This is a genomic window from Mucilaginibacter sp. PAMB04274, assembly GCF_039634385.2.
Lineage (GTDB): Bacteria > Bacteroidota > Bacteroidia > Sphingobacteriales > Sphingobacteriaceae > Mucilaginibacter.
This window is the reverse complement of the sequence record NZ_CP155081.2, coordinates 1,143,290-1,168,243: the sequence shown is the minus strand read 5'-3', so window position 1 is coordinate 1,168,243 and position 24,954 is coordinate 1,143,290. Positions and strand designations below refer to the sequence as shown.

At 44.0% G+C, this 24,954-nt stretch carries 27 protein-coding genes; 10 read left to right on the top strand and 17 right to left on the bottom strand.

Translation table 11 applies throughout. The annotated features are described in order from the left end of the window. Positions 1-59: 59 nt before the first annotated feature. From rpsG to ABDD95_RS04725, 6 genes are all read right to left on the bottom strand, one after another. On the bottom strand, positions 60-527 hold the full coding sequence (rpsG, locus tag ABDD95_RS04750; protein WP_345950760.1) for a 30S ribosomal protein S7: 468 nt from the start codon (positions 525-527) through the stop codon (positions 60-62). 19 nt (positions 528-546) lie between these two features. Continuing rightward, positions 547-972: a 30S ribosomal protein S12 gene (rpsL, locus tag ABDD95_RS04745; protein WP_345950759.1), complete on the bottom strand. Its 426-nt coding sequence runs from the start codon at positions 970-972 to the stop codon at positions 547-549. A gap of 174 nt (positions 973-1,146) precedes the next feature. Then, on the bottom strand, positions 1,147-1,422 hold the full coding sequence (locus tag ABDD95_RS04740; protein WP_345950758.1) for a hypothetical protein: 276 nt from the start codon (positions 1,420-1,422) through the stop codon (positions 1,147-1,149). Continuing rightward, positions 1,419-2,816: a radical SAM protein gene (locus ABDD95_RS04735; RefSeq protein ID WP_345950757.1), complete on the bottom strand. Its 1,398-nt coding sequence runs from the start codon at positions 2,814-2,816 to the stop codon at positions 1,419-1,421. The genes ABDD95_RS04740 and ABDD95_RS04735 overlap by 4 nt, the downstream gene beginning before the upstream one ends. Beyond that, the gene (locus tag ABDD95_RS04730; RefSeq protein ID WP_345950756.1) at positions 2,809-3,558 is read right to left on the bottom strand and encodes a prolipoprotein diacylglyceryl transferase family protein; all 750 of its coding nucleotides are present in this window, start codon (positions 3,556-3,558) and stop codon (positions 2,809-2,811) included. Before ABDD95_RS04730 ends, ABDD95_RS04735 begins: the two co-directional genes overlap by 8 nt. Positions 3,559-3,703: 145 nt before the next feature. Further along, positions 3,704-4,171 carry a hypothetical protein gene (locus ABDD95_RS04725; RefSeq protein WP_345950755.1) on the bottom strand — a complete coding sequence of 156 codons (468 nt, stop codon included), beginning with the start codon at positions 4,169-4,171 and terminating at the stop codon, positions 3,704-3,706. A 150-nt stretch (positions 4,172-4,321) separates the two neighbouring features. On the opposite strand from ABDD95_RS04725, the gene ABDD95_RS04720 reads away from it, so the two are divergent. Next, a complete protein-coding gene (locus ABDD95_RS04720) occupies positions 4,322-4,555 on the top strand; it encodes a hypothetical protein (protein ID WP_345950754.1) in 234 nt (77 codons plus the stop codon). A 72-nt stretch (positions 4,556-4,627) separates the two neighbouring features. Here ABDD95_RS04720 and ABDD95_RS04715 read toward each other — a convergent pair whose 3' ends face one another. Together ABDD95_RS04715 and ABDD95_RS04710 are read right to left on the bottom strand one after the other, a co-directional pair. Continuing rightward, the gene (locus ABDD95_RS04715) at positions 4,628-4,804 is read right to left on the bottom strand and encodes an Arc family DNA binding domain-containing protein (RefSeq protein ID WP_345950753.1); all 177 of its coding nucleotides are present in this window, start codon (positions 4,802-4,804) and stop codon (positions 4,628-4,630) included. 2 nt (positions 4,805-4,806) lie between these two features. Beyond that, on the bottom strand, positions 4,807-5,661 hold the full coding sequence (locus ABDD95_RS04710; RefSeq protein ID WP_345950752.1) for an SPFH domain-containing protein: 855 nt from the start codon (positions 5,659-5,661) through the stop codon (positions 4,807-4,809). A gap of 168 nt (positions 5,662-5,829) precedes the next feature. On the opposite strand from ABDD95_RS04710, the gene ABDD95_RS04705 reads away from it, so the two are divergent. Next, a complete protein-coding gene (locus ABDD95_RS04705) occupies positions 5,830-6,174 on the top strand; it encodes a hypothetical protein (RefSeq protein WP_345950751.1) in 345 nt (114 codons plus the stop codon). A gap of 25 nt (positions 6,175-6,199) precedes the next feature. Beyond that, positions 6,200-6,352, top strand: coding sequence for a hypothetical protein (locus ABDD95_RS04700; RefSeq protein WP_345950750.1), 153 nt, complete (start codon positions 6,200-6,202; stop codon positions 6,350-6,352). A 56-nt stretch (positions 6,353-6,408) separates the two neighbouring features. Here the strand turns inward: ABDD95_RS04700 and ABDD95_RS04695 are convergent, their stop codons facing one another. From ABDD95_RS04695 to ABDD95_RS04680, 4 genes are all read right to left on the bottom strand, one after another. Further along, on the bottom strand, positions 6,409-6,837 hold the full coding sequence (locus ABDD95_RS04695) for an SRPBCC domain-containing protein (RefSeq protein ID WP_345950749.1): 429 nt from the start codon (positions 6,835-6,837) through the stop codon (positions 6,409-6,411). Beyond that, complete coding sequence (locus tag ABDD95_RS04690) at positions 6,834-7,166, bottom strand: metalloregulator ArsR/SmtB family transcription factor (protein WP_345950748.1); 333 nt, start codon at positions 7,164-7,166, stop codon at positions 6,834-6,836. The genes ABDD95_RS04695 and ABDD95_RS04690 overlap by 4 nt, the downstream gene beginning before the upstream one ends. Then, on the bottom strand, positions 7,159-7,599 hold the full coding sequence (locus ABDD95_RS04685) for an SRPBCC domain-containing protein (RefSeq protein WP_345950747.1): 441 nt from the start codon (positions 7,597-7,599) through the stop codon (positions 7,159-7,161). Before ABDD95_RS04685 ends, ABDD95_RS04690 begins: the two co-directional genes overlap by 8 nt. A 128-nt stretch (positions 7,600-7,727) precedes the next feature. Further along, complete coding sequence (locus ABDD95_RS04680) at positions 7,728-8,939, bottom strand: threonine synthase (protein ID WP_345950746.1); 1,212 nt, start codon at positions 8,937-8,939, stop codon at positions 7,728-7,730. A gap of 331 nt (positions 8,940-9,270) precedes the next feature. Here ABDD95_RS04680 and ABDD95_RS04675 point away from each other — a divergent pair, with 331 nt between their 5' ends. From ABDD95_RS04675 to ABDD95_RS04650, 6 genes are read left to right on the top strand one after another with little or no spacing between them, the layout of a single operon-like run. Beyond that, positions 9,271-11,358: a nitrite reductase gene (locus ABDD95_RS04675; RefSeq protein ID WP_345950745.1), complete on the top strand. Its 2,088-nt coding sequence runs from the start codon at positions 9,271-9,273 to the stop codon at positions 11,356-11,358. Then, a complete protein-coding gene (cobA, locus tag ABDD95_RS04670) occupies positions 11,355-12,149 on the top strand; it encodes a uroporphyrinogen-III C-methyltransferase (RefSeq protein WP_345950744.1) in 795 nt (264 codons plus the stop codon). Before ABDD95_RS04675 ends, cobA begins: the two co-directional genes overlap by 4 nt. Continuing rightward, positions 12,127-13,638, top strand: coding sequence for a TSUP family transporter (locus tag ABDD95_RS04665; RefSeq protein WP_345950743.1), 1,512 nt, complete (start codon positions 12,127-12,129; stop codon positions 13,636-13,638). Before cobA ends, ABDD95_RS04665 begins: the two co-directional genes overlap by 23 nt. A 1-nt stretch (position 13,639) precedes the next feature. Further along, positions 13,640-14,365 carry a phosphoadenylyl-sulfate reductase gene (locus ABDD95_RS04660; RefSeq protein WP_345950742.1) on the top strand — a complete coding sequence of 242 codons (726 nt, stop codon included), beginning with the start codon at positions 13,640-13,642 and terminating at the stop codon, positions 14,363-14,365. Then, positions 14,362-15,267: a sulfate adenylyltransferase subunit CysD gene (gene cysD / locus ABDD95_RS04655; protein WP_345950741.1), complete on the top strand. Its 906-nt coding sequence runs from the start codon at positions 14,362-14,364 to the stop codon at positions 15,265-15,267. The genes ABDD95_RS04660 and cysD overlap by 4 nt, the downstream gene beginning before the upstream one ends. A 1-nt stretch (position 15,268) precedes the next feature. Then, positions 15,269-16,519, top strand: coding sequence for a GTP-binding protein (locus tag ABDD95_RS04650; protein WP_345950740.1), 1,251 nt, complete (start codon positions 15,269-15,271; stop codon positions 16,517-16,519). 61 nt (positions 16,520-16,580) lie between these two features. Here ABDD95_RS04650 and ABDD95_RS04645 read toward each other — a convergent pair whose 3' ends face one another. Next, a complete protein-coding gene (locus tag ABDD95_RS04645) occupies positions 16,581-17,282 on the bottom strand; it encodes a hypothetical protein (protein WP_345950739.1) in 702 nt (233 codons plus the stop codon). 125 nt (positions 17,283-17,407) lie between these two features. Then, entirely contained in the window at positions 17,408-20,056 is a 2,649-nt protein-coding gene (locus tag ABDD95_RS04640) for a TonB-dependent receptor (RefSeq protein ID WP_345950738.1), read from the bottom strand. A gap of 345 nt (positions 20,057-20,401) precedes the next feature. Here ABDD95_RS04640 and ABDD95_RS04635 point away from each other — a divergent pair, with 345 nt between their 5' ends. Next, on the top strand, positions 20,402-20,857 hold the full coding sequence (locus tag ABDD95_RS04635; protein ID WP_345950737.1) for a hypothetical protein: 456 nt from the start codon (positions 20,402-20,404) through the stop codon (positions 20,855-20,857). 80 nt (positions 20,858-20,937) lie between these two features. On the opposite strand, the gene ABDD95_RS04630 is transcribed toward ABDD95_RS04635, so the two are convergent. From ABDD95_RS04630 to clpB, 3 genes are all read right to left on the bottom strand, one after another. Next, complete coding sequence (locus tag ABDD95_RS04630) at positions 20,938-21,477, bottom strand: ferritin (protein WP_345950736.1); 540 nt, start codon at positions 21,475-21,477, stop codon at positions 20,938-20,940. Between the two features lie 259 nt (positions 21,478-21,736). Continuing rightward, positions 21,737-22,102, bottom strand: coding sequence for a hypothetical protein (locus ABDD95_RS04625; protein WP_345950735.1), 366 nt, complete (start codon positions 22,100-22,102; stop codon positions 21,737-21,739). A gap of 139 nt (positions 22,103-22,241) precedes the next feature. Continuing rightward, positions 22,242-24,833: an ATP-dependent chaperone ClpB gene (gene clpB / locus ABDD95_RS04620; RefSeq protein WP_345950734.1), complete on the bottom strand. Its 2,592-nt coding sequence runs from the start codon at positions 24,831-24,833 to the stop codon at positions 22,242-22,244. Positions 24,834-24,954: the final 121 nt, after the last annotated feature.

The window sequence follows — 24,954 nt, the reverse complement described above, 5'->3', positions numbered from 1 at the left end:
GGTACAAATTACGGAGTATAACCTCGCTCCTCGTACCTTTCACTTCGTACCGTTTTTTCTTAGAAACGGAAGTGTGAGAACGCTTTGTTGGCTTCAGCCATTTTATGCGTATCTTCTTTTTTCTTCACGGCAGCACCTTCACCTTTAGCAGCTGAGATGATTTCACCGGCCAGTTTCTCCATCATGGTTTTTTCACCACGACGACGAGCATAGCTGATTAACCATTTCATACCTAAAGCGATTTTACGCTCCGGACGAACTTCGGTTGGTACCTGGAAGTTAGCACCACCCACACGACGAGATTTAACCTCAACGGCAGGCATAACGTTGTTTAGTGCTTTTTTCCAAGTTTCTAAACCGTTTTCGTTTGTTTTTTTCTCAACAATATCAACGGCGTTATAGAAAATGCCATATGCGGTAGATTTTTTACCGTCATACATCATGTTATTTACGAACCTGGTTACCATCACGTCATTAAAACGCGGGTCAGGAAGAAGGATTCTCTTTTTTGGTTTCGACTTTCTCATTATTACTATCCTCCTTTAATTATTTCTTTTTGCCTTTAGCTGGTGCACCTTTGCCTGCTGCAGCCGGTTGACCTGGTTTAGGGCGTTTAGTACCATATTTAGAACGACGTTGGTTACGACCATTTACACCTGAAGTATCCAATGCACCACGAATGATGTGGTAACGAACACCTGGTAAGTCTTTAACACGGCCGCCACGTATCAACACAATAGAGTGCTCCTGTAAGTTGTGACCTTCACCCGGTATGTAGGCATTCACCTCTTTACCGTTAGTAAGGCGCACACGGGCCACTTTACGCATTGCTGAGTTTGGTTTCTTAGGGGTAGTGGTGTATACACGGGTACACACGCCTCTTCGCTGTGGACAGCTGTCCAACGCTGGGGATTTACTCTTATCCTCCAGAGCTACTCTACCTTTTCTAACTAATTGTTGAATAGTAGGCATTTCTTCCTTTTAATGTTACAGTTTTATCCTTATTTTAAGGACTGCAAAAGTACGCACTTGTTTTTTGATTATCAAGTGGTTGACGAAAAGATTTTTAAGAGTATAACCCGGCAGTACTAACAGATGTTAAATTAAGAGCTTCAGTAAGTTAAATAAAAACTAAATGGTTTTTATTTAACGCATATCACCCATGGTAAAGTTACTAACACAAGTGCCAAAGCCAATAATGAGAACTAAAGCACCGGCTAGCAGCCATATCCAGCGTTGTGCAACTAAAGCCGCTATTATGGCCACTACAAAATGGGCAATGGATATAAAAAATGCCACAAAAGCACCCTCTTTAGGGTTAGCCAAAATTGCCAACACCGTATAGCCTGCAAACACCAGCAGGTTATAGCCGAGTATTTTACCGTCGGAGGTTCTTTTTGGAGGTTCGGGTGGTGCTATCATACGGGTATTTCATTTCTGAGGGTTTCCAAATAAGCAGCTTTATCGTCCCGATAAAACAGGTTCATGGTTTCGAATGGGATAATCCGCATATCTTTATTTACAATGTGCACGCATGATTTTTTAATGGCACGCACATCAAAATTCTGCGCGTCAATAAAGTTCATGATGATAACACGGAACAAATTATCATAACTTAATCCAGGTGCATCAATGTTTGGCAGGCAGCACATAATGGATGCCAGGTGCTCCTGCGCCTTATCAACCGAGTTACCGGTGCTGAACATGTGCAACAAGTGCTGCTTTAACAATTCATCCTGCTCGTATACAATCGTATTTTTTGAGTTATCCAGCAAGTCATCCGGGTTTATCATCCGCGTAAGTGGGAACACACAGCCGCCAACTTTTAACGCATAGCCCATTACCAAAGCATCGGGATTACAGGGTACTGGTAACAGATCTTGAGCCGTAAATGTATCGGTTTGCTCCAATATGGCCGAGCGTACTTCAGTAAGTGTATACCGGTCTGTAGCCGGATTAAAGTTTTCCAGCCGACCGGCCTGTTGAGTGGGCTGAAAGGTAACGCCGCGTACGCAACGCTGCTGCAGGGCGTATTCTATAATTGTTCCTATCTCGTCGGTATTCAAATTCTTTTGCAGGGTAACCACCAGCGTGGTAGATAGGTTGTATTTGTTCAGGTTGGCCATAGCCTTAGCCCTTACCTCGCGCAGATCTTCGCCACGCAACTGCTCAAGCGCTTCTTTCTTGAACGAATCAAACTGCAAGTATATTTCAAAATCGGGCGTGTATGTAGCCAGCCGCTTTACGAACTCTTCATCCTTTGCTATGCGTATACCATTGGTGTTGAGCATGAGATGTTTAATAGGCTTGCGCTTGGCGATATCCAATATTTCGAAAAACTGCGGGTGCACGGTGGGTTCGCCGCCACTTATTTGCACTACATCGGGTTCGCCCTCGTTAGCTACAATTACATCCAGCATCTGTTCTATTTCGGCCAGGGAACGGTGCCTGCCATAATGTGGCGATGACATGGCATAGCAGGTAGGACAGGCTAAATTACAACGGTCGGTTACTTCGATTACGGTAAGGCAGGAGTGCTGCTCGTGGTCGCGGCACAGGCCGCAGTCGTACGGGCAGCCGTAGTGGGTGGCCGAATTAAATTTAAGCGGCATTTCACTGCGCTTGGCGTAATTGCGGCAGTTTTTATAATACTCAATATCGGTGGCTATCAGCACTTTCTCGGGTCCGTGCAGACGGCAATTCTTAAGCATGTACACCTTTTCATCCTCAAATACAATTTTAGCATCCACGCGCCGCAGGCAGGTTGAGCATATACTGATCGTAAAATCATAATAAACGTACGGGCGCTCAGGCATAGGTTTTCGTTATTTTTGAAGGATATACAAACACTTTATAGTAATAGGCCAAACCAGCAAGGCAGGCCAATTGCAGAACCGATAGTCCGAAGTTAAAGAAATAAGCCGGCTTTATAAATTCTATACAAAAGCGGAAGCCCAAATAGGCAACCATCAATAATTTAAAACGATAGCCATCTGCAAATTGATATTTACGTTCAATGGCACTTAAACTCAATCCTAGTATGAGCCAAAACAGTATTTCGTACAAATTGGTAGGATGACGGTAAATGCCATCACCAAAGTTGATAGCCCAGGGCAAACTGCTTGCAATGCCATAGGTACCATCTTCAAGCCCGGCTAAAAAGCATCCGGTACGACCAATCATCATGCTCAGCACAATGGGATAAACCATTAAATCTCCGGATGAAACTTTAACGCCGATTTGCTTTTTAATAAGCTCCACTCCTATTAGTCCGCCTAACAAGCCTCCGATAATAGTAGTGTTTCCCATAAAGTAAATCAGATTGGTACGGAGCAACTTAGCGGGATTCTCTAACACCCCCAAAATATGCGAACCTAAAAAAGCGCCTGCGGCGGCGCCTATAAAAATAATAAGCCGGTTATGATCGCTAATGGTATCGGGCTGATGTTTCCTTAAGTACACATAATAACGGTAACCAACGGCATAAGCCAGTGTTTCTAACAAAAAGTGAATGGGTATAACCGAATCACCAAGCGGTATGTTGAACGGAAAATGCAAATGTGACCTTTTTGGAAACTAACTGGCTTACAATATCTACTTAATTAGTTAAAAGCACAAGTTTAGATCAATCTGGCTTAAAATAAAAACAACCTATAGCTAATCACTATAGGTTGGTATAAAACACATTAAAACTTTTTAAAACTTACGCTTTTTGCGCTTTGTGATGACGGAAACCACCATGCCCTTTTCGGTCTTTGAAAATTTCCTTCATTTGGGCTTTTTGCGCTTCGGTAAGGGTGGCTAAAAATGCTTTTCTGCTTTCTTTACGTGCTGCTTTATTGGCCGCTATGGTTTTTTTCTGCTCGGCAGTAAAGGTTTCGGCAAGCTTGCTTTTACGTTCTTTATGCGACAGTGCCTTATCCTTCATTATCGCTTTCTGATCAGCAGTTAAACTAGCTCTAAAACCGGCCATGGCTGCCTTCTGCTTGTCATGATTTTCTTTTAAAGCGGCCTGTTGCTGCGGTGTAAGTAACGCTTTAAGCTTTTGGTGAGCCTCTTTGCGAACAATTCTACTGCTATCGGCGTGGGCTTTGGTTTGCGCCTTTGCACCTAATGATAACGCTGAAACCACCAGGGTAACCAACGCTATAGATTTTACAAACTTTATCATATCAATAATTATTTAATGAGATAGATTGATTTATAAAGCCAAGGTTTAAGTAACAAATTTGTGAAGATAGCGTAACGGCCTTATTGTAATATGCAAACAAATCGGTACAAGTTTTACTTACTATATTGAAAACATGAAAATTAAGTTACAATGAAATCAACAATAAAAACAGGATTATTTGTACTGGCGCTTACAAGCATGCTGGCAGCGTGCAAAGGTGGTTTCTCAGGTGATAAACAAGACTCAACCATGCTAGACAGAGAACGGAACGATTCTATTGCCAGATTAAACAGCGAAACAGGCAAAATGGCTGCCGACTCAAACTCGGCTGCTAAACAGGATACCAATGGGTTAGATAGTTCAGCTTACCATAAAAACAAATAACTCCCGGTAATAGCATAACCGGGAGTTAGAGCAAAACAATGGTTCAGCCGCATACTGCAACTGAACCATTGTTCACTTACTTTCTTTTTTCTCTTCCTTATTTTTGAGCCTGCCGGCTTCGGTAAGGGCTTTGTGTAAAATCCATTCTATTTGCCCGTTCACACTCCTAAACTCATCTGTGGCCCACCTTTCAATGGCCTTCATGGTTTCTGCATCAATACGTAAGGCAAATGATTTTTTTTCGGCCATAATTACTGATATAATGTTCCGGTGTTCACCACCGGCTGTGTTTCCCTGTCGCCGCAAAGTACAACCATTAGGTTGCTTACCATAGCAGCTTTTCGTTCTTCATCAAGGTTAATAATATCTTTTTCAGATAAGAGTTTTAGTGCACTTTCAACCATACCTACAGCGCCCTCTACTATCTTATGCCTGGCCGCCACAATGGCCGATGCCTGTTGCCTGCGCAGCATAGAATGTGCAATCTCGGGTGCATAAGCCAGGTGGCCAATACGTGCTTCGACCACCTCAATGCCTGCCATCTCCATACGCTCGGCTATCTCATGTTCCAGCGCATTATTAATATCCTCAAAGTTAGTACTCAGGGTAATTTGTGCGCGCTCGTCCTCAAAATGATCATACGGAAAACTGCCGGCAAGCTTACGTACGGCCGAATCGGTTTGTATACGTACAAACTGCACATAATTATCAACCGAGAACGAAGCTTTATAGGTATCCTTTACCCGCCACACCAATATCACACTGATCAGAACCGGGTTACCCATCTTATCGTTCACCTTAATCAGTTCGCTTTCAAAGTTGCGGGCTTTTAATGAAACATCGATGCGCCAGTAAAGCGGATTTACCCAAAACAAACCATTATCAACAACACTGCCGGTATACTTACCAAACAGCAAAAGCACTTTTGAACTGTTGGGACCAATAATGACCAGACCCTTTACAATAACGATGAATATGAACACACCAGCAATAACGCCCAACGGAGTCTGATTAACCAGGCTGAGCATAAATAGCACTACGCAACCGAGTGCTAAAAAAATGGCTAAGTAACCACTAAAAGGCTTAAGTATCTTTTCAGTTTTCATAATGATTCAATTTGATATTAAAATGATATCACAATAGTAAACGTAATTTCCCAGACCATCAAGCAATTTTTAAAATTACAGTTGATCTGCCCCCCACCATCAAACATCGAAAAATGCAAACTTTATTTTCGGACAATAGTTAGTTTAAATACCAAATTGTAAAACGCCATGTCTGCTTTGTTTTTTACTGTAGAAGAAATGCCCTTAATGATTGTACCAGACACAAGGGCACAGGCCAACGGTCATGCTGTAATCACTTATACTTATAGTGTATTTAGAGATACAAGCCATGGCAACCCCGCGCTGGAACAAACCAAGAGCAATGAACTGCACCTGGAAAAGCATACTGATCCAAACTATATGGGCTTCATTACTTTCGAAGATCCGGGCAAGTTATTTACCTACACGGCAGATGGAAAGGAAGAGCTCAGCTCAGATCAGGTTGAAGAGATTATAGAACACATAAGCCACTACAGAGACAACCCGGGCATGTGGCGGCACCTGCAACAATAGATACTTACTTAAAAATTATATTAAAATGGAATTTCAACCAGGCGATGCCGTGAACACACCAAAGGGACATGGCTATATAAACGAAGTGATAGATGACGAAATATTTGTTGATTTGACAGATGGCGATCACAAACGTGAAATTTTCAGCAAAGAAGAAATTAGCTTACTGCCCGAGTAGTAAGTGAAGTCATATCGCGGCAAATAGCCGCGATATGACTAAAAGTAAAGCTGCTGTTAAGCTGGTTCCAAAAAACGTTTAAGGCTGGCACCAATAATATGTTCCCATCCCGCTGCGAAGTTCGATGCAGCAAAATCAGGGTTATTGGCAGGAAAGGTTTCCAGTCCTTTATGCGTTAATTTTAGCCGGGTACCATCGCCCTCCGGGAAGAGCTCAAAGCTTACTTCTGATTCTCCTGGATAACCTTCATAGCGCCAGGTATAGCTTAGCTTTTTATTTTCCTCAACATTGGTTATTTGGCAAACATGTTTATACTGTATGCCATTTTCGTGGCCACCTAAAAAGGTAAAAGTATAACCCACCTCGGCTTTAAAGCCTGGTAAATCAAAATACCATTGTTTCATCTGATCGTAAGTGGTGAGGGCTGCCCATACTTCGTTGACAGGAGCGCGGTACACCCGCTCAATCTCATAAGGTTGTGTCATGGTTCATTGGTTTTATGTTGTTGGTTAAGAAAATTTTCCAGGTTGTTTAGTTTCTCATTCCAGAACTTATCAAAATAAGCGAACCAATTGGTTACCTCTTTAAAACCCAGTTGATTGAGCGTACAATACCGCTCACGGCCGGAATCGGTAATTTTAACCAGCCCCGACTCATGTAACACTTTAATATGTTTTGATACCGCTGGTCGGCTCATTTCAAAATTTTCGGCCAGGGCGTTTACAGGCAGGGCTTGCGTGGCAAGCATTACCAGTATAGCACGCCGGGTGGGGTCGGCAATGGCCTGGAATACGTCAGGTTTATTTTTAAACATTACTATAGTCTTTAAGTGTTTGCTGAAACCTGCGTAGCACTTTTCCCCAGCCTTTTTCCATCATGAAGCTCGATAGGTAGTTTTTGATTCCCTTAAACCCTTTGTGTTCAAGCCGCAATAGGGTGCCCCCGTTTTGAGGAGTGAGCGTCCAGGTAAGTATGGTGTCCAAATTGATTATTCCAGGCTTGGGTCCACCTTTCCAGGTGTACACCAGTTTGTGCTCAGGTGTACTTTCCAACACCTCGCAGTAAACAATACCGTCCCAATTTACCGCACGTATAGGTTTACTGATAAAGGTAAACTGATGTCCTACCTCAGCCTTAAAGTCATTCTTCATAAACCATTGACTCAGCAGCTCCGGCTGGGTTAGGCACTGCCACACTTGCGCAGGCGATTGCTCAAAATACCAGGTAACAATAATATCTCGCTCCATAATAGGTAACCATTTGGTTACACAATAATACGTAACTTATGGGTTACGAAAAGAAATTATTTAATCTTTATTTAAAACCAAAACGGCCCGGCAAATTGCCAGGCCGCTCCAAGTAGTGGTTATTTAATCTATACCTCTATATTTTCCAGGTACTTATAGCCACTGCCTGTGTTTAGTAGCAGTACCTGCTCATTACTTTTTATCCAGTTTTTGGCTTTTAGCTGTTTAAATGCTTGCCAAAGGGCAGCACCTTCGGGAGCAATAAGCATTCCTTCATGGCGGGCAATTTCCTTTAAGGCAGCACTCATGAGCACATCAGGTATGCTAACGGCTGTACCGTTACTATCACGCAACACCTTTAGTATTAATTTATCGGCATAGGGTTTGGGTACACGTAGTCCGTTGGCTATGGTAAAGCCGCCATCTACAAAAGTGGCCGTCACTTGTCCGCCATGAAACGCCTGTACAATACCATCACAACTGGTGGACTGTACGGCTACCATCCTCGGGCGGTGGCTTCCTATCCAGCCTAACTGCTCCATCTCATCAAATGCTTTCCATAAACCAATTAAACCGGTGCCGCCGCCTGTTGGGTACAAGATCACATCGGGTAGTTGCCAGTTCAATTGTTCAGCAATTTCATAACCCATCGTCTTTTTACCTTCAAGCCGGTAGGGTTCTTTAAGGGTAGATACCTGGAACCAACCGTTAATCACAGCCTGTTCATTAGCCAGCTTGCCGCAATCACTAATGTTACCTTCTACTTCAATCAGTTCTGCACCGTACAAACGGCATTCATCTTTAAAAACGTGCGGTGTTAGTTTAGGCATGTACACTACAGCTTGCATACCCGCCCTTGCAGCATAAGCAGCCAATGCACCGCCCGCATTGCCAGCGGTAGGCGTTACAATGGTGTTAATACCTAACTCTTTAGCTTTTGATACCGCCGCTCCTATTCCGCGCGCTTTAAATGAACCAGTTGGATTACCAGACTCATCCTTCCATAACACCTCAATTTTACCGGCCAGGTGCTGTAAATTTTTCAAAGGTAGTATAGGCGTAAAACCTTCGCCCAAGGTTACAATGTTTTCTTCGTTTACAATGGGCAACACCTCTTTGTAGCGCCACATGTTAGCCACCCTACCAATGAGTATGTCCTTATGTAGCCCGCCAGTTAAATCATATCGGGCCAGCAGTGATGATAAACAGGCTGCATCTTCACAAACTGTTCTTACTACATCTGTACTATAAATTTTCCCACAGTTGGGGCATTCCAAGTGACTAATGAGGGTTCCGGTTGAGGCATTTATGAGAGACGGCGCAGCACTATTCGGTAACATGATGATGATAATTAAAACCTAAGCGGCATCAGCTAAACTGTTGCACAATGACAAACCTACTCAATAATTCACATAGGGCATTGCAACAATTATGTGCAACTCCACGCACTATTATACGCAATATGTAAAAAATCGAAAACAAAATCTACTACTTCTATATACTTTATATATATTTGAAAAGTAATGACAAAACAAATAGCCCATAGCATGCGCATTAACTGCATCTGTTGCTGTATATTCAGCACTTATTGAGGCTTATTTTAAATTTTAAGTGATTAATTATATAAGCCTCTTTCAGTAACCTGTAAGAGGCTTTCTTGAATATAAACACATGCAGAGTTTTAGAACCGAACTGGAAAACCCTATTGTTGAAAAAGACATCATCGATCTGGACAGAAAGATAAGGGCTTTCCGTGAAGGCAAAATACACGAGGAAAAGTTCAGGAGCCTGCGCCTGGCACGCGGAGTTTACGGCCAACGCCAGCCCGGTGTCCAAATGGTACGCATTAAGCTGCCGTTTGGCAAGGTAACTTTTAAACAAATACTGCGCATTGCCGATATAGCCGACGAGTACGGCAGCGGCAATCTTCACTTAACCACCCGGCAGGATATACAGATACACTATGTTAGCCTTGACCGTACACCGGAATTATGGGCCAAGTTAGAGCAAGATGATATAACCCTGCGCGAGGCTTGCGGTAACACAGTACGCAATGTAACGTCCTCGCCCACTTCAGGCATCGACCCGAAGGAACCGTTTGACGTATCACCATACGCTCATGCTACGTTCGAATACTTTTTGCGCAATCCTATTTGCCAGGAAATGGGCCGTAAATTCAAAATTTCTTTTTCATCAAACGAAGAAGATACTGCATTTTCTTACATCCATGATCTGGGTTTCATTCCAAAACAGCGTGGCGACGAACGCGGCTTTAAAGTACTGTTGGGCGGCGGTTTAGGTGCACAACCTGCTTTAGCCAGTGTGGTAAAAGAGTTTTTACCTGAAGATGAGGTGATACCTTATATCGAGTCGATTATTCGTGTGTTTGACCGCTACGGCGAACGTAATAACCGTAACAAAGCACGCTTAAAATTCCTGGTTCAGAAGATTGGACTTGATGAAGTTTTACGCCTGGCCGAGACTGAAAAAATTGCCAATAAAGTAAAGACCTATAAAATTAACCGCGATGCCGTGCCACAACCAGTGGCCCCGGAAGCGGTTACCTTTGCCGAAGTTGCTTTACAGAACCCGTTAAAGTATGAACAATGGCTGCTTACCAACGTTTTTGAACAAAAGCAGCCTGGTTTTTATGGCGTATTTGTAAAAGTGCCCGTTGGCGACATACACACACCAGAAGCCCGCAGGCTGGTTGAAGGCTTGCGTGGTTTAGTAGCTGATGAAATACGCATTACACAGAACCAGGGATTGCTGTTAAAATATGCCCGCAAGGAAGCTCTGCCCGCCCTGTTTAACGTCTTAAACGAACTGCACCTGGCCGAACCCGGCTTTGATAGCGTGGCTGATGTTACCACTTGTCCCGGTACCGACACCTGTAACCTGGGCATATCTAACAGCATGACTCTTTCCCGTGTGCTGGAAGATGTGATCTATAATGAATACGAGGATTTAATTTATAACCGCGATATTAAAATTAAGATTAGCGGTTGCATGAATAGCTGTGGTCAGCATGGTTTAGCTCATATAGGATTTCATGGCAGCTCATTAAAGGCTGATAAACGCGTATTGCCGTCTGTGCAAGTGCTATTAGGCGGAGGTACGGTTGGCGATGGCATTGGCCGTGCTGCCGATAAAGTAATTAAGGTACCAGCCAAGCGTGCTACACATGTGCTGCGCTATGTTTTGAATGACTATCAGACTAACTCCATAGCTGAAGAAACCTTTCATGCCTATTACGATCGCCAGGGTAAGGATTATTTTTACCAACTGTTAAAGCCGCTGGCCGACCTGACCACCCTAACCGAAGAAGAATTTGTAGATTGGGGCCACGAAGAAACTTTTGCCACTGCCATTGGCGTGGGCGAGTGCGCCGGCGTAATGATTGACCTGGTGGCTACGCTCCTTTTTGAGGCTGATGAAAAACTGGGCTGGGCCAAAGAGGCTTTTGCGGGAAGCCGCTGGGCCGATGCCATTTATCATAGCTACAATACTATGGTGAGTACTGCAAAGGCATTGTTGTTGGATAAGGCGGTTAACAGCAGCACCCAGGCAGGAGTAATAAAAGAGTTTGACAACCACTATGTAAATACCGGACTGGTAACTTTACCAGTATCCTTTAATGATCTTGTATTGCAGATCAATCAAAACGAACCATCAGAGGCATTTGCCGGTGCATACCTGCAAAGTGCCCAAGAATTTATAACCGAAATGACAGCGGCTAGGGAGGCGCTAAAAGCATGATTATATCAACAGAAACAAAGCAATCCGTAAAGGAACCTAAAATAACTTTAGTTGGTGCCGGCCCAGGTGATGCTGAGCTGATTACCATAAAAGGCATGAAAGCTTTACAAACTGCCAACGTGGTTTTATATGATGCACTGGTGAATGAAGATCTGTTGAGCTTTGCCCCCGCACATGCGCACAAAGTGTACGTTGGCAAACGTTCGGGCGAACACTCCTACTCGCAGGAAGCTGTGAATAAGTTAATGATCGATTACGCCATAAATTATGGCCATGTGGTACGGCTGAAAGGCGGCGACCCGTTTGTTTTTGGTCGCGGTTATGAAGAACTGGATTTTGCAGCGTCGTACAGCATCCCCGCCGAGGTTATCCCTGGTATATCCAGTTCAATTGGTGTACCGGGCTTACAGCAAATACCCGTAACGCACCGCGGTTTAAGCGAAAGTTTTTGGGTGGTAACAGGCACCACCGCCAGCGGAGAAATATCTGGTGATTTGCAACAAGCCGCCCGCAGCAAAGCTACTGTAGTAGTTTTAATGGGATTACACAAATTAGCCGAAATTACTGAGATCTTTAAAGCTGAAGGCAAACATCGCCTACCTGTTGCACTAATTCAAAGCGGCTCAACCGCAAATGAAAAGGTGGTGGTAGGCATTGTAGATACCATTGTTGAACTAGCCGAAGAAAATAAGATAAAGGCTCCGGCTATGATGGTATTTGGCGAGGTAGTTTCATTACATCCAAAGTTTCAACCCATTCGCGAATTTTATGACATCCTTGCCCAGGAATAATCATATAACCCCTTTAGCAGTTTCGGAAGCTCTGGAAGGCAATCAGCTTTTCCCTGTATTCCTAAAACTCAACCAGCTGCACACGGTGCTTATTGGCGGTGGTAATGTAGGTTTGGAAAAACTGACCGCATTGCTGAACAATAGCCAGCAAGCACAGGTAACGGTAGTGGCTGAGCAGTTATTGCCTGAGGTGTATGATTTGGCGGCCGGGTACCCTAGGGTAAAGCTGATAAAAAAAAGCTTTACAGAGGAAGATCTGGATGATGCCGACCTGGTAGTGGCTGCCACAGCCAATAATATTTTGAATGAGCGCATAAGGCAGGCAGCACATCAGCGTAAACTATTGATTAATGTAGCTGATAAACCAGAACTTTGTGATTTTTATCTGGGCTCAATTGTTAAAAAAGGCGACCTTAAACTGGCTATATCTACCAATGGTAAATCGCCTACAGTAGCCAAGCGCCTAAAGCAGGTTTTAAACGAGGCGTTACCTGCCGAATTGGACACTACTTTACAACAACTAAGTGCCTTACGCGAAACTCTAACCGGCGACTTTGCCGGAAAGGTAAAAGCGCTCAATAAAGCAACAGCCATCCTGGTTGAACCTAAACCGGTTAAAAAGAAAAACTTTAAATGGCTGATCTGGCTATCCATTATTGCATCAATAGCTATTGCTGTAACAGCGCTGTGGTTTAACGAACCGGGATTTAAGTTGTATGTACAAGACATCAGCCCCGTATTTTACTACTTCCTGGCTGCGGGTTTTGTATTTGCCATGATAGATGGCGCCATTGGCATGTCGTATGGTGTTACTTCAACAGCTTTTTCTTTGTCCATGGGCATCTCCCCCGCTTCAGCAAGCATGGCGGTGCACCTGTCTGAGATCATGAGTAACGGCATTGCCGGCTGGATGCACTACCGCATGGGTAATGTAAACTGGAAAATGTTTAAGCTGCTCATCATACCCGGCATAATAGGTGCAGCAACTGGCGCTTGCTTAATATCGTCATTAGAGCATTATGCAATGTATACCAAGCCCTTGGTATCGGTTTATACACTTATATTAGGGTCAGTAATCCTTTCTAAAGCATTTAAAACGGGTAAAAAGAAATCAGCCGATAAAATTAAGCGGATATCGTTACTGGGCTTAGGCGGGGGTTTTATTGACGCTGTAGGCGGAGGTGGCTGGGGCTCAATTGTATTATCGTCGTTAATAGCAGGTGGCCGGCACCCCCGTTTTTCATTAGGTACGGTAAAATTAACCAGATTTTTTATAGCCATGATTGGCTCGCTCATATTCTTAACCATGCTTAACGGTGCCCCGTGGAGCGCTATAGCAGGGTTAATCATTGGCAGTGCCCTGGCAGCACCTATTGCGGCCCGTATCTCAAACCGTATATCGGTTAAGGTTATTATGGTTGCTGTGGGCATAATTGTGATATTAGTTAGTTTAAAAAGCATCACCAGCTTTTTAATGAAGTTTATTTAAGATGAACAGTAAGATTGTAGAAGATATAAAGCAACAAACCACCGGCATGGCACCCAGCAGTGCTTTGGCCTGGCTGGCAGATGCTTTTCCGGGTGAGATTGTGTTCTCTACCAGCTTTGGGTGGGAAGATCAGGTGATTACGCATATGATTTTCTCTAACAACCTGCCTATTAAAGTATTTACGTTAGAAACCGGCCGCCTCTTCCCCGAAACCTATTACGTGTGGAACCGCACCATGGAAATATACGGGCAACCTATATATGCTTACTACCCGCAAAACGAAGCGCTTGAAGCCATGGTGAACGCTAAAGGCCCGAGCAGTTTTTATGAGTCGGTAGAGAACCGTAAAGAATGCTGCGGCATACGCAAAATTGAACCGTTGAAACGGGCGCTCAAAGGTAATAAGATATGGATCACTGGCATACGTGCCGAGCAATCGCCCAACCGCCAGGATATGGTAAATGTGGAGTGGGACGAAGGCAATCAGCTGGTTAAATATCACCCTGTATTTGAGTGGAGCCTGGATGAGGTAAAAACCTATATTAAAAACAACAACATACCCTACAATACCCTGCACGACCGCGGCTTTCCGAGCATTGGCTGCCAGCCTTGTACCCGTGCGGTACAACCTGGCGAAGACTTTAGGGCAGGCCGCTGGTGGTGGGAAGATCAATCGAAAAAAGAATGCGGTTTGCATTCAGTTAAAGAAATTATAACAGAAAAATGAGTAAACATCACTTAGATTATCTGGATGAACTAGAGGCGGAAGCCATACACATATTGCGTGAGGTGGCGGGTCAGTTTGAGAAGCCTGCCCTACTGTTTTCGGGCGGAAAGGACTCTATCACACTGGTGCGCCTGGCCGAAAAAGCTTTCCGACCAGGTAAGTTTCCCTTTCCGTTAGTTCATATCGATACCGGTCATAACTTTCCGGAAACCATACAATACCGCGATGAGATGATTGCCCGCCTGGGCGAAAAACTGATTGTAGGCCATGTACAGGATTCAATAAACCAGGGCAAAGTAGTAGAGCAAAAAGGCAAGAACGCGAGCCGCAATGCGTTACAAACCGTTACTTTGTTGGATACCATTGCGCAGCACCAGTTTGATGCCTGTATTGGCGGCGCACGCCGCGATGAGGAAAAAGCCCGTGCCAAGGAGCGTATCTTTTCGGTACGTGACGAGTTTGGCCAGTGGGATCCTAAACGCCAGCGCCCGGAGTTATGGAACATCTACAACGGTAAAATTCATAAGGGTGAGAACGTACGCGTGTTCCCTATCAGTAACTGGACCGAACTGGATGTATGGAACTACATCCGCCGAGAAAATATTGCCCTGCCATCCATCTATTTTGCACATGAGCGCGAGTGTATTACCCGCAATGGTCAGCTTATGGCTGCTGCCGAGTTTTTAAATATGGATGAAGAGGACGTGATAACCCGCCGTAACGTACGTTTCCGTACCGTAGGCGACATGACCTGTACAGCCGCGGTAGAATCAGACGCGTATTTAATTGACGATATTATAAACGAAATAAGCGCTTCTAAAATAAGCGAACGTGGTGCCCGTATGGATGACAAAGTATCGGAAGCAGCCATGGAAGAACGCAAGAAAGGAGGCTACTTTTAATATGGAGATACTTAAATTTATAACTGCCGGCAGTGTTGATGATGGTAAGAGCACCCTTATTGGCCGACTGCTGTATGATACCGACGCCATACTGGCCGATCAATTGGAAGCACTGCACCGTTCAAACCGTAAAAACGATGATGGCAGCATTGATTTGGCTATTTTAACGGATGGACTAAAAGCCGAACGCGAGCAAGGCATCACCATTGATGTGGCCTACAAATACTTTCAGACCGAGAAACGTAAATTCATTATAGCTGATGCCCCGGGTCATATCCAGTACACCCGCAACATGGTTACTGGTGCATCAAATTCCAACCTAGCCATCATCTTAATTGATGCTCGTAAAGGGGTGGTTGAACAAACCAACCGTCATTCGTTCCTGGTATCGCTGCTTGCGCTGCCACAGGTTGTAGTTTGCATCAACAAAATGGATATGGTAGATTATGATGAGGCTACCTTTAACCAGATAGTTGAGCAATACCGGCAATTGGCTACCAAGCTCAATCTGCAAAACGTAACCTACATACCAGTAAGCGCTTTGAAGGGAGATAACATTGTACATGAATCATACAACATGACCTGGTATACTGGCAAAATCCTGTTAGAACACCTGGAAACGGTTGAGATTCCGGTTGATGACAGCTCGGCCCATGCCCGATTACCAGTACAATGGGTGGTACGCCCACAAACAGAAAAATTGCATGATTACCGGGGATACGCCGGCCGTATTAGCAGTGGTAGTTTCAAAGTTAATGACAAGGTTACTGTACTTCCCTCGGGCTTTAGCTCGACCATCACAAAAATAGAGCTACTCGACCGGGAGTTTGAGGAAGCGTTTTCCGGTCAATCAGTAACTGTGCACCTGCAGGATGATATTGACATAAGCCGTGGCGATATATTGGTTAACAGCAGTGCACAACCTGAAGTAGCACAATTACTTGAGGCCGATTTATGTTGGATGGATACCCGTGCACTCGATACATCACTCACATACCTTATACAGCATAACAGTAAGGTTACCCGTTGCCGTATACAAGAGGTTTTATACAAATTTAACATCAATACCCTGGACAAGGTGTACGAAGAAGATTTTAAGCTGAACGATATTGGACGCATCATTATTAAAACTGCAGAACCGCTGGCTTTTGATGTTTACCAAAATAACAAAGCCAATGGCGGCGCTATTATTATTGATAGTCGCACCAACGTAACGGTTGGCGCACTCATGCTTCGCGCAGCTGTAGAATAAGTTTTGTTATATATGTTTAAGTAGGTAAAAGCAGGTTCTTAAATGGCCTGCTTTTTAATTTTCACGGTTTGTTTACCAGGCGTTGTCCGGTAGGGCACCTATCAAGTAGCACACAGTCTTTACAATTTGGCTTATAGTGAAAGCACACCTTCTGCCCGTGCCGCATCATCACCTGGTGGTTATCGTACATTTCCTGGGCTGTAAAATCGGGTGGTAAAAGGTTTTCCAACACCCTGTTTGCTTTGCCCTCTCCTATCTTTTCTTCAATGATGCCTAAACGTACTGCTACCCTGAAATGATGAGAATCAACTGGCAACGCCTTTGCACGCAAGGTGCTGAACGACATAACCGCCGCACTGCTTTTAGGCCCAACACCCGGCAGTTCCTCTAGCCACTGCCGCGCAGCATGCACTTCCATATCGGCCAAAAAGTTTAAAGTGAGCGAACCATGCTTCTCAAGTATCAGTGTTAATACTTGTTGCAGGCGAGGTGCTTTCTGCTCGGGCCATGTACACGGTTTAATGGCCTGTTGCACAGCCTCCGTAGGTGCAATACGTACGGCTTCCCATGAGCCGAACGTATCCAACAAATTAGCAAATGCCTTACCTGAGTCGCGATTTTTAGTACGATGGGATAGCAACGCCGACATGAGTTCACTCAAAGGGTCGAGATCATGAAAGTACTTAATTTGAGTACCATATAATGCTGACAGACGATGGTGCACTTCCAGTACAAAAGCCTCTTTATCGGTAGTTTCTAACATATGTTGTTAACTATAAGCTAATAGCCACTATGTTGTTTTTAAAGACTCCTTTAGGTTGTGAGGTTATGCAATAAAGATTTAATTATAATAAGCACATAAAACGAAAAGGGCATCTCGCGATGCCCTTATATAATGTTCATATTGGTGTTTTTTAAAAAAGCGTAACGCAGCGTTACACCAAATGTGCGTTGATCGCCAAGCACTGCAGCATATTGACCGGCGTTGCCACCTGCAGGCAGTAACTGTTCAAAGTAATTTTTATTAAGCAGGTTGCGGCTCCAAATATACGCCGAAACACCATGTGCTGCTCTGAAGCCTGCACGGGCATTAATAATGGTGTACCCATCAATATTCAGGTAGGCTGAAGGCGAAGGGCTAGATGAGAAAGACGAGCGGAAGAACCCGTCTGCTGCTATAAAAAAACGTGTTTCATTGCCTATAAACTTTGCAGCTTTGTTGTATTCTCCACCAAGTGAACCGGCCCATTTCGATATGCCAGGTAATGCACTGCCCGATATATCTTTAAACGCTACCTGCTGGCCGTTAACCGTTAAACCAGTTTCTTCGAGCGGCAGCGGCGCATTAGTAAATTTAACATATTTGGCATTAGTATAAGCTGCGGCGCCATAAAATGAAAAGTTTTCATCAGCTCTGAAATTGCCATCAAATTCAACACCTTTTACATTAACCTTATCAGCATTAGCAATGTAACCGCGGTTTACGCCCAGCTCGGGCGATTGAACGTTGGTTTGGTAGTCTTTAATATCTGAGTTGTGAAAATTCAGATTCAAGATCAGGTTATCAAGCGGTGTAGTTTTTACGCCTAGTTCATAATGCTTGGTTCTTTCTGGCTTTATAACGGCCAAGCTCAAATCGGCCAACGTACTACCCACAACACTGGGTAAGCCGGCTACGTTTACACCTACCGGCTTAAAGCTTGTTGAATAAGTAGCAAAAGCATTAATACGCTTACCAGGCCTGTAAGCAGCGGTTACCGAGTAAGTAAAGTTTTTTTCATCAGCATTGGCATCATATTGCTGGCTGCTGTATACGCCGTTTTTTATTTTTTGCAACTCACTTTTTACCGAGGCACTGTAGCTGCTGCCGGCAATATCTAGACCGCCTCTAGCTACGCGGTTATAGTACACATCTTTGTTATCGTAGTTTACGCGTACGCCGGGTAAAATATGAAAGCTTTTTACAACCTCCCAATCCACGCTGGCGAATGCTGCGGCACTCTGTGATTTGATTGAAGCGTCGGTATAAATGCCATAGCCTTCCAGCAGGCCGGGAGTGGCCCATAACTGATCGTTAGTTGTACCAGGTGTATTTGCGTTATTACCGGTTGAACTTTTGGCAAACCTGGCCTGAGCTGATCCAGACTCCTCGGTACCCATAATCTTAACGTCCTGGTTAATATAGAATAACCCAACAACGCCACTTAACTTTTCAAGGAACTGGCCGGCATAACGTACTTCTTGCGACCAGTTTTTGTGCTTAGCCGGATTTTGCGATTTAGCCAACACGGGCAGTCCGGTAAAATCACGATCGTTGGATGGATCCCAGTTCCAGTAGCGCCACGCCGTTGTGGAAGTAAGCGTGCCTGCACCAATTTTGAAGTCGCCGTTTAACGACACGCCTCCTAATTGGTTACCAGATCGCCATGGTGTGTCGTGATCAATAACACGGTCATAAGCGTTTAAGCTGGGCAACTGGTAACCCAGGTCGGCAATAATATTATTAAACTGCCGGTATGCCGGGCGTTTGGTGGTCACTACCCCCGCGATTACCTGTGCATATCCGTCGGGTTTTTGATCGGTTATATCACCGGCAAGTGTAAGTGATATATTATCAGAAGGCTTAAAGAGCAACTGTGCCCGTCCGCCGAGGTTATTCAAATCGTTAGTGGCTTTCCCGGTACGTATATTATCAACCAGTCCGTTACGCTGGGTACCTGAAAACGACAAACGCCCGGCAAACTTTTTACTCAAAGGTCCCGATACTGATGCTTTAGCTTGTATGTAGCCATAATTTCCAAAACTGGTTTCAAACGTAGCCTCAGGCGTAAAGCTGGCTTTGCGTGTAGTGATGTTAATGGCTCCGGCACTGGCATTCTTGCCGAATAAAGTACCCTGTGGGCCACGCAATACCTCAATTCGTTCAATATCTAAAAAGTCGAGAGTTGCTGCCGCAGGCCTGGCGTAGTAAACACCGTCAACATAAAAGCCCACGCCAGGGTCGAGGCCATCATTAGTTAAGCCGAAAGGTGATCCAATTCCTCTGATGTTGATACCTGTATTACGGGGGTTTGAACTGTATAACTGCACGGACGGGATTAGCTCCTTTACCCGGTTTACGTTAAAGGCACCTGCGTTTTCAATCTGCGCGCCACCTACCACTGTAATAGGGATAGGAACCTCCTGTACCCTTTCAATGCGCCTGCGTGAAGTTATTACGACCTCGCCTAATGCATTGGCTGTTGTTAATGTAATTGCCAGTGGCTGGGCGGATAAGTCTGTTATCCTAGCTTCATAAGGCTGGTAACCAACCAACGTTACACGAAGTGTAAAGGGGAGCCTTTGTGCGGCATCAACACTGAAATGACCTGCAGTATCGGCCTGGGTATATGTTTTAGTGCCTTTTATTACAATGGTTGCATTAACGGCCGGCTGGCCATCTTTATTTTTTACCGTACCCGTTAATACGTTTTGTGCGGAGGCACTCAAGGTAGCAACAAAGGTTAAAAAAGTAATGAGTAAACGTTTGGTGATCATGATAAAGTGATTGAGAAACTTGAGCATCAATTACGCGACACATAGTTAGGCCCGTAAATGACATGAAATGATGGTTATTTTTATAAGGGATCTGTTAGAAAGACTACGGGATCAACAGCAACGGTAGCAACAGCAATCAACAGAAAGTTGATTTATATTGCCTGCATTTGCTACTGTGATTAATTTACCATACATAGTCTATAGATTTAGTAGGCAAATATATTTTTAATTTATTGATCGCAAAAAATAAATTAAAATTTTGTTGTTAACGCCTAAGAATATAGGCAGTGCTGCATGAAAGGGCTATATTAGCTGAAACTTTAACGATTAATTCAACTTAAACCCATGTCACTCCAATTACGATTATTGTTTGCTGCCTTCATCAGCATCACACTAACCTGCTGTAAAAAAGAAGAATCGCCATCAACCCGCCAATTATTGCTGGGAAAATGGCAAATTACAAAGATCATTACAGACCACACGGTAAATAACCAGGTAAGCAGTACCGAAACGCAAAGCCAGTTTACAGCAAATGACTATTTGCTATTTAATGATAACGGCACAGGTTACATGGCCATTAAGAACACTTATGATAACAAGCCGTACGGCAATATCACTTTTACAGCTAATACTTTAAATGAAAATGATGTAAACGGACACTGGTCAAACGGTAGCTTTTCCTTCTTTATCAATAACATCACCAAAACCTTCCTCGAAATCTCTTATGGTTACACCACTCCAGGATCTAATCCTCAGGACAACTACGTTGATAAAATTAAGCTAACGGCTACCCGGCTTTAAGCATTGCGGGATGAATACTTATATAAAAAAAGCCGATGTATAAATGTACATCGGCTTTTTTTAACAGAAAGTTTCGACAATTACTCGCCGGCAGTTTCGCTGTCGTATTTAATCTTATTAACGTGTTTGTCAATTTCCCAACGACCGGTTCCTTCTTCGCCAATAACTTCGAACAGTTCCAGTGCGCGGCGGGCTTTGTATTCCTCTTCACGTTGTTCTTTCATAAACCAATTCAGGAATTCGAAAGTAACAAAGTCTTGCTCTTTCATGCAGTTGGCTGCAATATTTTTGAAAGATTGGGTGATGGCTACCTCGGCTTCCAGAGCATCTTCAAATACCTCACGGAAACTAGTGTAATCCTGCTTAATATTATTTACATCAGGTGATACAGCTCGGCCACCCATGTCTAACACATATTTAAACAATTTAAGCTGGTGCATACGTTCTTCTTCTGCCTGTTTAAAAAAGTAGTCAGAAGAATAGTCGAAACCATTTTGGTTACACCATGAAGCCATAGCCAGGTACATAGCCGATGAATGAGCTTCTTTCTTTATTTGTTGATTTAAAAGCGTTTCGATATCTTCAGATAGCAAACACTTTACACGCATAATATCTTTCATAATATTTTACAGTTATGTGCTGTATACATATGGGGTACATACAATTATAGTGCTATAAAATTGCACAACTGTAAATTAATAGCAATATGAAATAAGTCTAAATAGTTGTAAGGGTTTGAAATCAGAGCCGGGAACCCGGAACAAGGGCCTGTTGTCTCTAACGACAGTAAAAGATCCTTTCAAGTACAGGCGTATCACTCAAAAAAGATTTCTCGTTTAGTACTCGAGATGATACGTACGATTTGTTATTGTGTATTAACTATACCACTACTCTGAACAAACGATCGTGGATAATTTGGTTGAGCTCGAACATAGCGAAAGTGCCCTCAAGTAGTTCTTTGAGAGATATGATCTGCAGCAGGTTGAGGAAATAACAGTGATTGCAAGCACAAATAAACACCATTTCAATCTCGGGAGATTTACTGCTGTCCAGTAACAGATCTTCAATATCAACCCGGTAAATGGATTTTTTGAGCTTCATCAAACTACGGTAATCAAACTTGACCAGTTTGCCGGCAAAATCAATATACCAACATCCTTCGCGGTCGCTTTGATAAACGGTGCCGGCCTTGGTGCAAAACACCTCAGTAAAATTTGTAGCAGTTGCAGTTTTAACCCCAGTCATATTACAACGACAAATTTAACATTATTTAGAAGCAGTCCAAATACTAATTGAAGAAAAATTCATATGATCGATAACAAAAAAGGAGCAATCTTAAGACTGCTCCTCTGTTATAATACTCTCCTTCAAGGCGAAAGAGCCGTTACTCGTTCAGAAAAACAAATTGATGATCGAACATGTCCAGCTTAATCTTGCTGTCTTTGTCTACCTTACCGGCTAATATCTGCTTTGAGAGCTCGTTCAGGATTTTCTTTTGGATAACCCTTTTAAGCGGACGGGCACCGTATTGCGGGTCGTAACCCAATTGTGCAAGCCAATCCAGCGCCTCATCGGTTGCTTCCATATGAATACCCATTTCGTTTAGCGTATGTTGCAAGCCTCTGAACTGTAGTTTCACAATGGCTCCAATTTCATCCCTGCCAAGCGGCGTAAACATAATGATCTCATCAATACGGTTCAAAAACTCTGGGCGGATGGTTTTCTGTAACAGCTCAAACAATTGGTTCTTGGTTTTGGCCATCACTTCTTCCTTATCGCCGTCCTCATAATTCTGGAAGTTTTCCTGAATGATGTGCGAACCTATGTTAGAGGTCATGATGATGATGGTGTTCTTAAAGTTAACCACCCGGCCTTTGTTATCGGTTAGGCGGCCATCATCCAACACCTGCAGCAAAATGTTAAACACATCAGGGTGGGCTTTCTCAATTTCATCCAGCAGGATAACACTGTATGGTTTACGACGCACAGCTTCGGTTAATTGTCCGCCTTCATCATAGCCTACATAGCCCGGAGGCGCACCAATAAGGCGGCTCACCGCATGACGTTCCTGGTACTCAGACATATCAATTCGCACCATGCTTTGTTCATCGTTAAACAAGAACTCAGCCAGGGCTTTAGCCAGCTCGGTTTTACCTACCCCGGTTGTTCCTAAAAAGATAAATGAACCAATGGGCTTGCGCTTATCCTGCAATCCGGCACGACTACGGCGTATAGCATCACTAATGGCCTCAATAGCTTCCTCCTGACCGGCTACACGCTTGTGTAACTCTTCTTCCAAATTCAAAAGTTTCTCGCGCTCGCTTTGGATCATCTTAGATACCGGTACACCTGTCCAGCGGGAAACCACGCCGGCAATATCGTCGGCTGTAACCTCCTCTTTCAGCATGCGGCGATCCGACTGATTTTCTAGCAGAGCGGCTTTTAATTGCTCTACTTCAGCTTCCGTCTCACGGATACGACCGTAGCGCAGTTCGGCCACCTTACCATAATCGCCCGCACGTTCGGCCTGCTCGGCTTCCAATTTGTAGGCTTCAATGGCTTCAATCTTTAAGTTGATGCCATCAACCAGGTCTTTCTCGCTTTGCCATTTGGCACGCAGCGAATCACGCTCGGCCGATAGGTTGGCTATCTCTTCACTCAGCTCTTTAACCTTACGGTCATCACTTTCACGCTTGATGGCCTCACGCTCAATTTCCAACTGCATAATGCGACGCTCTAACTCATCCACCGCTTCTGGAACGGAATTCATTTCCAGGCGAAGCTTTGAAGCAGCTTCGTCCATTAAGTCTATCGCTTTATCAGGCAAAAAGCGGTCAGCAATGTAACGTTGCGACATTTCAACCGAAGCAATAATAGCCTCGTCTTTGATGCGCACTTTATGATGCGCTTCGTACCGTTCTTTTAAACCACGCAAAATAGATATGGCATCGGCAGCATCGGGCTCATCAACCATTACCCGTTGGAAACGGCGTTCGAGCGCTTTATCTTTTTCAATATATTTTTGATACTCGTTCAGCGTAGTTGCACCTATAGCACGCAGCTCGCCACGCGCAAGTGCCGGTTTCAAAATATTTGCGGCATCCATGGCGCCCTCACCTCCCCCGGCACCTACCAGCGTGTGTATCTCATCAATAAACAGAATGATCTCGCCATCGCTTTTAATCACCTCGTTTACTACAGCCTTCAGGCGTTCCTCAAACTCCCCTTTGTATTTGGCGCCTGCTACCAGCGCACCCATATCCAGCGAGTATACCGTTTTGGTTTTTAGATTTTCAGGCGCATCACCTTTTATGATACGGTGTGCAATCCCTTCGGCAATGGCAGTTTTACCTACACCGGGTTCACCTACCAGCACCGGGTTATTTTTGGTACGGCGAGACAGGATTTGTATAACCCGACGTATCTCCTCATCGCGACCAATAACCGGATCAAGCTTGCCTGATTCGGCATAATCGTTCAAATTACGGGCATATTTGTTCAGCGCATTATAGGTTGCCTCAGCATTTTGACCGGTAACCTTGCTGTCGCCACGTAGTGCGGTTATTACAGTTTTAAGGTCCTTTTCGGTAACGCCGTAGTCCTTAAGAGCACTGCTGGCCTTATCATTAACTGCTAAAATACCCAACAGTATGTGCTCAACAGATACAAACTCGTCTTTAAACTCTTTTAAATATCCCTGCGCTTTTTGTAGCGCAGTGTTAGTGTTAGATGACAAATAAATATTATCGCCGCTTACTTTTGGATACGATTCGATTTGCTTATCCAACGTATCATTTAAGCGGCCTATATTAACGTTCAGCTTTTTAAGCAAATAGCTGATTACGTTTTCATCAACCAGTAACAATCCTTTCAGCAGGTGAGCATTCTCTATAGCCTGTTGCTGATTACCGGTTGCTATTTCCGAAGCCTTTTGTACGGCTTCCTGGGCTTTGATGGTAAAGTTGTTAAAATTCATGGTATTATATACTATTCAAACCACCTGCCAGCAACGTATAAATGTAAAAAAGTCAGCAAAATTAATCGTCGGCCGACATTTTGTCTCTTTATGAAAGCACTTCACTCTTTACCGCCAAACC